The organism is Aliiroseovarius sp. F20344 (assembly GCF_023016155.1).
Lineage (GTDB): Bacteria > Pseudomonadota > Alphaproteobacteria > Rhodobacterales > Rhodobacteraceae > Aliiroseovarius.
The window spans coordinates 1,367,388-1,377,954 of the sequence record NZ_JALKBG010000008.1; the positions used below are offsets into that span (position 1 = coordinate 1,367,388).

The 10,567-nt window shown below is 56.7% G+C and carries 9 protein-coding genes; 4 read left to right on the forward strand and 5 right to left on the reverse strand.

All coding sequences use genetic code 11. From position 1 onward, the window contains the following. The 4 genes from MWU55_RS15695 to MWU55_RS15710 form a co-directional block, all read right to left on the reverse strand. Positions 1–1,635: an alpha-amylase family glycosyl hydrolase gene (locus MWU55_RS15695; RefSeq protein ID WP_246937699.1), complete on the reverse strand. Its 1,635-nt coding sequence runs from the start codon at positions 1,633–1,635 to the stop codon at positions 1–3. 3 nt (positions 1,636–1,638) lie between these two features. After that, the gene (locus tag MWU55_RS15700) at positions 1,639–2,775 is read right to left on the reverse strand and encodes a carbohydrate ABC transporter permease (protein ID WP_246937953.1); all 1,137 of its coding nucleotides are present in this window, start codon (positions 2,773–2,775) and stop codon (positions 1,639–1,641) included. Next, positions 2,772–3,767, reverse strand: a complete 996-nt coding sequence (locus MWU55_RS15705) for a sugar ABC transporter permease (RefSeq protein ID WP_246937702.1) — start codon at positions 3,765–3,767, stop codon at positions 2,772–2,774. Before MWU55_RS15705 ends, MWU55_RS15700 begins: the two co-directional genes overlap by 4 nt. Positions 3,768–3,859: 92 nt before the next feature. Beyond that, entirely contained in the window at positions 3,860–5,212 is a 1,353-nt protein-coding gene (locus MWU55_RS15710) for an ABC transporter substrate-binding protein (RefSeq protein WP_246937704.1), read from the reverse strand. A gap of 259 nt (positions 5,213–5,471) precedes the next feature. On the opposite strand from MWU55_RS15710, the gene MWU55_RS15715 reads away from it, so the two are divergent. From MWU55_RS15715 to MWU55_RS15730, 4 genes are read left to right on the forward strand one after another with little or no spacing between them, the layout of a single operon-like run. Then, a complete protein-coding gene (locus MWU55_RS15715) occupies positions 5,472–6,497 on the forward strand; it encodes a substrate-binding domain-containing protein (RefSeq protein ID WP_246937707.1) in 1,026 nt (341 codons plus the stop codon). A 38-nt stretch (positions 6,498–6,535) separates the two neighbouring features. After that, entirely contained in the window at positions 6,536–7,876 is a 1,341-nt protein-coding gene (locus MWU55_RS15720) for a GH1 family beta-glucosidase (protein ID WP_246937709.1), read from the forward strand. Further along, on the forward strand, positions 7,876–8,838 hold the full coding sequence (locus MWU55_RS15725) for a glucokinase (protein ID WP_246937712.1): 963 nt from the start codon (positions 7,876–7,878) through the stop codon (positions 8,836–8,838). Before MWU55_RS15720 ends, MWU55_RS15725 begins: the two co-directional genes overlap by 1 nt. A 52-nt stretch (positions 8,839–8,890) precedes the next feature. Continuing rightward, positions 8,891–9,547: an NnrU family protein gene (locus MWU55_RS15730; protein WP_246937715.1), complete on the forward strand. Its 657-nt coding sequence runs from the start codon at positions 8,891–8,893 to the stop codon at positions 9,545–9,547. Here MWU55_RS15730 and MWU55_RS15735 read toward each other — a convergent pair. Beyond that, positions 9,522–10,496, reverse strand: a complete 975-nt coding sequence (locus MWU55_RS15735) for a helix-turn-helix domain-containing protein (RefSeq protein WP_246937717.1) — start codon at positions 10,494–10,496, stop codon at positions 9,522–9,524. The genes MWU55_RS15730 and MWU55_RS15735 overlap by 26 nt on opposite strands. Positions 10,497–10,567: the final 71 nt, after the last annotated feature.

Below are 10,567 nucleotides of genomic sequence, written 5' to 3' on the forward strand. Positions count from 1 at the left end.
CTACACCTCTTCCATCTTCACGATTGAAACGCCCCAAGCAGGGAGTTGTTCGCCATCATGGCCAAACAAAACACTCCAGTTCCCATCAGGGCGACGTGCCATTGACGGTGCATCCCCGAGATTGAACTGGCACAGGATGCGTTCTGATCCGTGGCACCGTTCAAACCGCAAAACCTGTCCGTCAGCCTCAAGGTTAACCATCTCGCCTTTCGCCAAGGAAGGGTGCGCGCGACGCAGAGCAATCACCTGACGATAGTGATGGATCAAGGCTGCGGGTTGGGCTTCGGCTTGGTCAACGGCCATGGGTAGGTGTTCTGACGCAACCGGCAACCATGTGCGATTGGACGAAGAAAACCCGCCCTGTGGCGCATCTGCCGACCACACCATAGGCGTGCGACATCCGTCGCGTCCTTTGAATTCCGGCCAGAACTCAATGCCATAAGGATCTTGCAAATCTTCAAAAGCGACCTTTGCTTCGCTCAACCCCAGCTCTTCGCCCTGATAGATACAAGCCGATCCGCGCAGGCTCAACAAAAGCGTGGCAAACAAGCGTTGCGCATCCTTCGTCAAAGCCCAGCGGGTCGCGTGGCGGGCAACATCATGATTGGAATAGGCCCAACAGGCCCATCCATCAGAGGCGACTCTCGCCACTGTGTTCATAACTTCCGCCACCCGAGCCGCATCCGGCTGATCGCCTGAGAGCAGTTCGAACGCATAACACATCTGCACCAGATCATCGCCACGGGTGTATTCACCCATGATCTCAAGCCCGCGTTGTGCATCACCCACCTCGCCCACGGCGGCAGCGCCGTAAGGCTCCATCACGGCACGTAATTTCCGAAGAAACTCAAGTGTTTCTGGCCGGTTCTTATCGTAAAGGTGTTCCTGATGATTATAGGGGTTCACCGCCGGCGCGATTGAGCTGTTGCGGTCCTCGGGCGCCAGCGGCGGGTTGTCCCGCAACTGTGCGTCATGAGTGTAGAAGTTGATTGTATCCAGACGAAACCCGTCCACGCCACGCTCTAACCAGAACCGCACGACGTCCAGCAAAGCGTCCTGAACCTGAGGTTCGTGGAAATTCAGATCAGGCTGCGACGTTAGGAAGTTGTGCAGGTAATACTGTTCGCGCTTTCCGTCCCACTGCCACGCCGAACCGCCAAAGATCGACAGCCAGTTGTTTGGTGGAGTGCCATCCGGTTTCGGATCGGACCAAACAAACCAGTTGGCGCGATCATTCGCGCGATCCTGACGGCTTTCAATGAACCATGCATGCTGGTCCGACGTATGGCTGAGCACCAAATCGATCATCACTTTCAGCCCCAACCCATGGGCCGCACTGATCAGTTGGTCGAATTCGGACAGCGACCCAAACATTGGGTCCACGTCGCAATAGTCCGACACGTCATATCCAAAATCTTTCATCGGAGACTTGAAGAATGGCGAGATCCAAACCGCATCCACGCCCAATGACGCTATATGCGGCAAACGTCGCGTGATCCCGGCCAGATCCCCAACTCCGTCGCCGTTGTCGTCCTGATAGCTGCGCGGATAGACCTGATAGATCACAGCACCACGCCACCAATCGGGGTCTTTGGCCAGATGTCTCATGTCTTTCTGGGAAACAGTTGCGTTCATGTTTCAGCCCCCTTTGACCGAACCGGCCAATAGGCCGCGCACAAGATAGCGTTGAAGTGAGAAGAAGACGAAAATCGGCACAGCAATCGAGATGAAGGCCGAAGCCGCCAAGATTTCCCAATCGCCACCGCGTGATCCCAATAGGTCCACGATGCGGCCGGTCATGACCACCTGATCTTCGCCGGTGCCAAGGAAGACCTTGGCGACCAGAAGGTCATTCCAGACCCAAAGGAACTGGAAGATCGCGAAGGACGCCAGCGCCGGGAAGGACAGCGGCAGAATAATGCGCCGGAAGATCTGGAAATCGGTGGCGCCGTCCACACGGGCGCTTTCGATGATCTCTCCGGGCAGACCGACCATGTAATTTCGCAACAGGAAGACCGCCAAGGGCAATCCAAACCCTGTATGCGCAAGCCATATGCCCAAATACCCTTTGCCAAGCCCGATCCCAATGTGAAGTTTCAGAAGGGGGATGAAGGCGACCTGCAATGGCACGACGAGAAGGCCTACCACGGCGGCGACCAAAAGCGCCCTGCCCGGCATTTCCATCCATGCCAGCGCATAGGCCGCAAAGGCTGCCACAAGCACCGGAATGATGGTCGCCGGGATGGTCACGGTCAGCGTGTTCAGAAGCGATCGCCCCATGCCCTCGGCAAACAGAACCTCACGGTAATTATCCAATGTGAAGCCCGGAGGCGTTTCGGCCCGCACGAACAGGCGTTGCCCGCGTTTTCCGCTGGGCTCTTCTGCATATTCAATGCGATAGTTGCCATCACTTTGAACCGTGATCTTGTGTCCACGCGCATGAGTTGCAGTGTCGCCGGGGGCAAAGGCCTCGGGTTCTTTCGAAGTGATACCAAAGGCCGTGACGGTAATGCCTTGCCCTTCAAGCACACGCCCTTCGATCACCCAGATGTCGCCCTCTTGTATCGCCTCGCCGGGGGCCAGCGCACGTTCGATCACGTTCTTTTCCGATGCCGACAAAGCCGTCCACCAGCCCGAGGTTGAGATGGCATCCCGATCCCGGAAAGAGCTGATCAAAAGCCCCACCGTCGGGATGATCCACAGCAGCACCAACACGGCCGCCGACAGGTTGACCGCCCATGTCAGGCGGGATTTGCCTCCTGCCATATCCATCAGCGTGACTCCTTATGTGCGTTGTAGATGTTCCAGACCATGACGGGCGTAACCAACAGCATGATCACAACCACAATGGCTGATCCGCGCCCGAAGTCAGGGGATCCGCGGAACATCCAGTCATACATCAGATTGGCCAAAACCTGCGTGCCCCATTGGCCGTTGGTCATCGCAAAAACAATGTCGAAAACCTTCAAGACGGTCACGGTGATGGTCGTCCAGACCACTGCAATCGTACCCCAGATTTGCGGGATCTTGATTTTAAAGAAGACTTGAAGCGGGCTTGCACCGTCCAGGTAAGCGGCCTCGATCGTTTCTTCACTGATGCCTTTTAGGGCAGCCGACAGGATCACCATGGCAAAGCCTGTCTGGATCCAGACAAGGATCGCCATCAGAAAGAAGTTGTTCCAGAAAGGAAGCGTGATCCACGCCTGCGGGTCGCCGCCGAACATCTGGACAATTGCGTTCAAAAGGCCGATCTGTTCGCCCTGATTGTCCCCGCGATAGTCATAGATGAACTTCCAGATCACCGCCGCGCCAACAAAGCTGATCGCCATGGGCATAAAGACAAGGCTTTGCGCTGCTTGCCCCCATTTGATCCGGTCGGTCAGTCCCGCCGCAACAAGTCCGAAGAATGTCGAAGCTGCGGGCACGACCAGCAACCAAAGCAGATTGTTTACAAGGCTTTCACGAAACTTCTCGTCCCCGGCGAGCCACGTGTAGTTGCCAACGCCGATGAACTCTCCGCTTGAGTTGCGCAGTGACAAGAAGAAGGTCGAAAACACAGGATAGAGTAGATAGATCGACAGGATCGCAAGCGCCGGAAAGACAAACAGCCAGGGGCGGATAGCATTCGCCCGGTTGATGTTGCGCCCGGCATTTGGCCCTTTGGCGGGCAGTAGTCGATCCAAGATAACGTTCGAGAAATAGAAATAGGCGACGCAGCCAAACACACCGATGATGATCGTCGACACCGCGAAGATTGCTTGTTGCATGTCTCCCCCTTTCCAACCGAAGCGCAGGGCATTCAGCTTGGATTAAACGCCCCGGCGACGCCGCCGCCGGGGGTTAATTGCTTGGGTTCAGATTACTTGATCGAATCCCACGTGGATTGGATCGAGGCGGCAACTTCAGCGGCATCCTTGCCACCTGCATAGTCCACCATGCCTGTCCAGAAGACACCAGCACCAACAGCACCCGGCATCAGGTCCGACCCATCAAACCGGAACGTGTCTGCGTTCAGCAGGATGTCGTTCATCTTAGCCACAGTTGGATCTGTGTAGACGCCGGTGTTTACACCCTTATGCGGGGTCAGGAAGCCGGTTTGAGCCATCCAGATTTCATGTGCGATCGGCGACTTCAGGAAGTCCATGAACGCCTGTGCGCCTTTGCTGTCGGCAGTGATCGCCCAAAGCGTCCCTGCACCCAGAACTGGTTTGCCCAGATCCTTGCCTTCGTAAGCCGGGAAGTAGAAGAAATCCGCATCCACGCCCACTTCGGTGCCTTCCGGGAAGAAGCTGGGAATGAAGCTGGCCTGACGGTGCATGTAGCACTGCGGCGGCGAGGCAAACATGCCTTGCGGGCTGTCGCGGAAGTCGGTGGTTGCAACAGCACCTGCCCCGCCCGAGACATAGGCGTCATTGCGGGCGAACGCGCCAAACTCTTCAATTGCGGCCACAACTTTCGGGTCGTCGAACTTCAGGTCGTTTGCAACCCAGGCGTCATAGTCGGCAGGTGTTTGGGTGCGTAGCATCATGTCTTCGACCCAGTCGGTTGCTGGCCAGCCAGTCGCACCACCTGAACCCAGACCAATACACCAAGGCACACCACCATCAGCGACAATCTGATCGGTCAGCGCTTTCAGTTCTTCCATCGATTGCGGCACGTCATAGCCTGCATCCTCGAAGTTTTCAGGCACGTACCAAACCAGCGATTTCAGATCGACTTTATAGAAGAAACCATAGTGTGCGGCATTGCCGTCTTTACCGGCATAGGTGCCCAGATCCACCCAGCTTTGCCCGGCAGCATAGTTGTCGCGCACCCAATCATCGGTGCCTGCTGGCAAGGGTGAAAGGAACCCTTTAGAGGCCAGATCAGCGGCAAGACCCGGTTGCGGGAACACCGCAATATTGGGTGCGCTTCCGGCTTCTGAGTCGATGACAATCTGCTGCTCGAAGCTGTCGGAACCGGAATATTGAACATCGGCACCCGTGGCTTCTTCGAAATAGTGGATCACACTTTCAACCAGCTCTTTATCCGGTCCAAGCCACGGCCCAAGGATCGAGATGGATTCCCCAGACAGGTCCATCGATTTCAGCTCGTCAAAGCTTGCCCATGTGAAATCCCCCTCGCCCGGAGCGAATTTGAGGTGACCATCAGCAAACCCAGCACCGGCCGATACGGCCAACGCGGCAGCGCTTGCGTAAAACACGTTTTTCATAATGTCCTCCCACGACATCTCATCAAAGTGATGATGTTTCGGCCAGAAACCCTGACCCGCGCCGGAAAACGTGATCTCCCAAAGCGCTTTGAATATCTCAAAGTTACTTTTTAACCGATTCCTGTCAACAGCATTGTTAGCGCAATCATTAATTCGGCATTTTTCCTTTACATATTATGCATCTCAGGATTAGCCTGTTAAGAATTACGCCCGTTCGGTGGCTTTGCATGACTCTCAAACCGCTTTGGAATTCGCACAGATGACGCTGAAAGAACTGTCGAACCTTCTTGGACTTTCGCCCACCACGGTGAGCCGCGCGCTGAACGGCTACCCAGAGGTTTCCGAGGCGACGCGCAAGAAAGTCACGGCCGCAGCACGTGCGCATGGCTATGCCCCCAATACCCGCGCCCGAGCGCTGGCCACAGGGCGCGCGATGGCAATCGGGCACGTCATTCCCATCAGCGCCAAGCATGAAATGGTAAACCCGGTGTTTGCCGATTTCACCGCCGGTGCGGGCGAAGTGTATTCGAAAAATGGGTATGACATGCTGCTGTCCGTTGTCTCTGATGATGACGAGGAACAGGCCTACCGGAGCTTCGCGACCAAGCGGAATGTCGACGGGATGATCATCCACGCGCCGAGCCTGAACGATCAACGTATTCCTTTCCTGAACAAGCTTGGAATTCCCTATGTGGTGCACGGTCGCAGTTCGAATGCGACCGCCCCTTATGCGTGGGTTGATGTAAACAACACCCGCGCCTTCCAACGGGCGACCGAGCTGCTTTTGGATTTGGGCCACAAGCGCATCGCGCTTCTGAACGGTCTCGAGCATATGGACTTTGCCGCCAGACGCCGTGCGGGATACGAAGCAGCGTTGGCCGCACGGGGCGTCGCATCGGATCCGGCCTTGATGTTCTCGGGCGAAATGACCGAAGCGCAGGGGCATGACCTCACCCGTTCGCTTTTGGCGCAACCCAATCCGCCAAGCGCGATCCTTGTCAGCTCAATGATCATGGCCATTGGCGTGCGGCGGGGCATTGAAGAGCTTGGCCTGACCATGGGTCGCGATGTGTCCCTGATCACCTATGACGATGATCTTAGCTATTTCCGAAATGGCAAGGACATCCCCGTCTACACCGCCACACGATCGTCGGTCCGCGAGGCCGGACGGCGCGCTTCGCAAATGCTAATCGACATCATCAACGGTAAAGACAGCCCGACCGAGGTCTTGCTGGAGGCTGAACTGATGCTCGGCATGTCCACCGGTCCGATGAGCCGAGACTGACCAAACATTCGACACTCTAACTTGAAGGATCACCGCTGATGCTGCCACATCGATCGGATTTTCCGACTGGCTTCCTGTTCGGGGCCGCGACCTCGGCCTATCAAATTGAAGGACACGCCGCTGGCGGCGCTGGTCGCACCCATTGGGATGACTTCGCCGCGACGCCGGGAAATGTTGCGGGCGCTGAAAACGGTGCGATTGCATGCGATCACCTTCACCGACTTGATGAGGATCTGGACCTGCTGAAAGCTGCGGGATTTGATGTCTATCGGTTCTCGACAAGTTGGGCGCGCGTACTTCCCGAAGGGCGCGGGACAGTTAACACGCAAGGTCTTGATTTTTATGAACGTTTGGTGGATGGGCTGTTGGAGAGAGGCATTAAACCAGCCGCAACGCTTTACCATTGGGAGCTGCCTTCGACCCTGTCCGATCTGGGCGGCTGGCGAAATCGCGACATTGCAAACTGGTTTGCGGATTATACCGACGTGATCATGTCCCGTATTGGGGATCGCATCTGGTCCGCAGCCCCGATCAACGAACCGTGGTGCGTGTCGTGGCTGTCTCATTTCGAAGGGGCGCACGCCCCCGGACTGCGCGACATCCGCGCAACCGCACGGGCCATGCATCACGTTTTGCTGGCCCACGGGCGCGCAACGCAGGTCATGCGCGGGCTGGGGATGAAAAACTTGGGCGCTGTGTGCAACATGGAGTTCGCCGCCCCTGCGAATACATCGGATGGCGCGCGCGAAGCAGCACGTGTTCAGGACGCCATCTACAATCACTTCTTCCTGTCTGGCATCACCAAGGGTTGCTATCCGGAGGAAGTACTAAATGGGATGGAAGCGCATCTGCCGGAGGGGTGGCAAAACGATTTCGACATCATCACGCAGCCAATCGATTGGATTGGGCTGAATTACTATACGCGCAAGCTTTATGACGCGGCTCCCACAGTGGAAAACCACCCCGCACCCTGGCCCGCTACGGTCGAAGTCGAAGGCCCCTTGCCCAAAACCGCCATGAACTGGGAGGTCTATCCGCAGGGTCTGTCACATTTCCTGACAATGATGCAGCGGGACTATACCGGCGATCTTCCGATATATGTGACTGAGAACGGTATGGCCGGCATGTCCGAGCTTTCGGGTGATCCGTTGTCTGACCCCGACCGCATTGCCTATCTGTCGGATCACCTTGCCGAAGTCCAAGGTGCATTGGACCAAGGTGTGCCGGTCAAAGGCTATTTTGTTTGGTCACTTTTGGACAATTACGAATGGGCAATGGGATATGCCCCACGATTTGGCCTAATTCATGTGGACTGGGCGACTTTAAATCGTTATCCGAAGGCATCGTTTAGCGCTATCAGAGAGGCTTTGAATAGCTGATGCACCATCTAGCCATTGTTGCCGATGTTGGCGGCACGAACACGCGTGTTGCCGTTTCTCGGAATGGGGAAGTTCTACCAGACAGCATTCAGAAATATCCAAATGCTGAACATAAAAGCCTCGAAGACATTCTGATCACGTATCAGAAATCCCATTCAGCTGGGCCTTTTGATCAGGCCGCAGTAGCCATTGCGGGCCCGGTGCGTGATGGGGCCGGTCGGTTGACCAATCTAGATTGGACCATTGATTGTAAGGCATTGTCCGGCGCGACGGGCGCCCAAGACGCCCATGTTTTGAACGACCTTCAGGCGCAAGCGCATGCGATTGGGAGCATTGCCCCTTCCAACATGGAGACTTTGAAAGAGGGCCCGGACGCTGGACCCGTCGCGGCACATCTTGTGGTGGGCATCGGGACTGGTTTCAATTCGGCCGTGGCCTACCACACGCCAAGCGGTCGTATTGTTCCACCTGCGGAAAGTGGCCACGCAACACTTCCGGTCAGCACGGGTGATCAGTTTGCCTTTTCGGAATACGCCCGCGAGCGCTTTGGGCACGCTGCCATCGAAGACGCATTGTCGGGGCGCGGACTTGGTCATTGCCATGATTGGCATTGCCACCGTGCAGGCCAGCCTATCGGGGCCTCCTCGGCCACGATTTTTCAAGCAGCGTCAGAGGGGGATGCGACCGCGAAAGCAGCGATCAACCTCTTTTGCGGCTTCCTTGGCACCGTTCTGGGCGATCTGGCGCTGACCACCCTGCCCTTCGGCGGCATCTATCTGGTCGGCGGCATGTCCCGCGCGATCACGCCATGGCTGGATCAGACCGGCTTTGCCGAGGCTTGGCAGGACAAAGGGCGCTTTGGCCCGTTTCTGGATCAGTTTCCGATCCGTCTTGTCACCGACGATTATGCCGCATTGACGGGATGTGCCAGTTTCTTGGAAGAGTTCCGCCAAACGCACTGATCGGGTTAAAGATCCGGGCAAAGCGGAACCACACAGGCAAAAAAGGCAGGTCATGCTGGATTGGCTCATATACGCGGTTGCGATACTTCTGTTTTTTCTGACCCATTCGATCCCGGTGCGCCCAGCTATTAAGTCACGCATCGTGGCGCATTTGGGTGGACCGAGCTTTACACTTGCTTATTCAGCTCTGTCCATCGCGGCCCTGACTATGGTGATCATCGCCGCCAACCGCGCCCCCTTTGTCGAGCTGTGGCCTTGGGCGCCTTGGCAAAACCATGTGACGCTGATCGCAATGGCAGCTGCGGTGTTGATCGCATCGCTTGCCATTGGGCGACCGAACGCCTTGTCGTTTGGGGGCCGCAACAATGACCTGTTTGATCCGCGTGCGGCGGGCATTGTCGGCTGGGTGCGCCATCCCCTATTGGCTGCGTTGCTTCTGTGGTCGCTGGGTCATCTGGTTCCCAACGGCAATCTGGCCCATTTGATCCTGTTTGGCATATTCGCCAGCTTCTCAGCCCTTGGAAAGCGGATCATCGACAAGCGCAATCAAAGGCTTCTGGGCATCGACATATGGCAACAACTGGCAAACACCAAGCGTGAAATTACAGTCACCAAATCAGGTGTGATACGTGTCTTCTTCGGCGTTGTTGTCTATCTGCTGCTCATTCGCTACCACAGCGCAATCATCGGCGTGACACCCCTGCCCTAACCAGCTCACCACGTGCAACGGCCAGCGGCGTCAAACCGAACTCCTGCCGGAAGGCGCGCGCAAAGGCGCTGGCATCTGCATAGCCGGACCGAAGCGAGACTTCGGCAACCGACAACCCGCCCGCCTCCAACATCCGACGCGCTGCATTCAGGCGCAGACGTCGATAGACCTTGCGTGGCGATGCCCCGAAATGGCGCTCGAACCGCGCCTCAAGATCGCGCTGTCGACAACCCGCCAGTTGTGCCAACTCGGGGATCGTTAAAGGGGTTTCAATATTGGCTTCCATCGCGCGCAGGCAGGTGTCCACGCGGCGATCCGAACGCGCGCGCGCCACGATCTGCGGCGCTGTGGCGTTTTCGGACATGAACATCTGGTTGATCTCTAACAGAATAGCGGCCCCGTGGTCCTGCCCGATCAGCTCGCAGGTCAGCTCATACGCCGCCATTCCGCCGCTGCATGTGATCCTGTCGCGATCCTGCAACCAGCGCGCGCGTTCAACGTCGATGTCCGTGAATTGCTCGGCAAAGGCATCCTGCAAATCAAAGTGAATGGTCGCGCGATACCCATCCAGCAACCCTGCGGCCCCCAACAACCAACACCCGGCATCCACCCCTGCGACAGAAGTGAACCGCCCCGCCAAACCGCGTAAAACCTTGTTGGTATCCGCATTTGAGTGGCGGATGTGGTCATAGCTTGCAACAGCATAAACCACGTCACCCTTGTCAATTTCGGCCAGACGCGCCGTGGGCATAATCGGCAACCCGCTTGAGGTGTGCGCCACATCATCATCCGGTGTCACAATGCGCCAGCGATATGCTTCGCGCCCCAACAACGTGTTGGTCGCCCGCAGAGGCTCCAACAGGTTTGCAAGCGCAAGGTTCGAGAACCTGTCGAATAAGAGAAACGCAATTTCCCGCGTTCCGGAGTCGGATTTTGACCAAATCTGCATAATGCAAACTAATTCCGCACGGATCCATCCGTCAATTCCTCATGTGATGAACAGGTGAAACACCGCATCAG

What these genes read in the sequence shown, in the direction of transcription:
- MWU55_RS15695 (WP_246937699.1), bottom strand. Translation starts at nt 1,635, where the DNA reads ATGAACGCAACTGTTTCCCAGAAAGACATGAGACATCTGGCCAAAGAC.
- MWU55_RS15705 (WP_246937702.1), bottom strand. Translation starts at nt 3,767, where the DNA reads ATGCAACAAGCAATCTTCGCGGTGTCGACGATCATCATCGGTGTGTTT.
- MWU55_RS15710 (WP_246937704.1), bottom strand. Translation starts at nt 5,212, where the DNA reads ATGAAAAACGTGTTTTACGCAAGCGCTGCCGCGTTGGCCGTATCGGCC.
- MWU55_RS15715 (WP_246937707.1), top strand. Translation starts at nt 5,472, where the DNA reads ATGACGCTGAAAGAACTGTCGAACCTTCTTGGACTTTCGCCCACCACG.
- MWU55_RS15720 (WP_246937709.1), top strand. Translation starts at nt 6,536, where the DNA reads ATGCTGCCACATCGATCGGATTTTCCGACTGGCTTCCTGTTCGGGGCC.
- MWU55_RS15725 (WP_246937712.1), top strand. Translation starts at nt 7,876, where the DNA reads ATGCACCATCTAGCCATTGTTGCCGATGTTGGCGGCACGAACACGCGT.
- MWU55_RS15730 (WP_246937715.1), top strand. Translation starts at nt 8,891, where the DNA reads ATGCTGGATTGGCTCATATACGCGGTTGCGATACTTCTGTTTTTTCTG.
- MWU55_RS15735 (WP_246937717.1), bottom strand. Translation starts at nt 10,496, where the DNA reads ATGCAGATTTGGTCAAAATCCGACTCCGGAACGCGGGAAATTGCGTTT.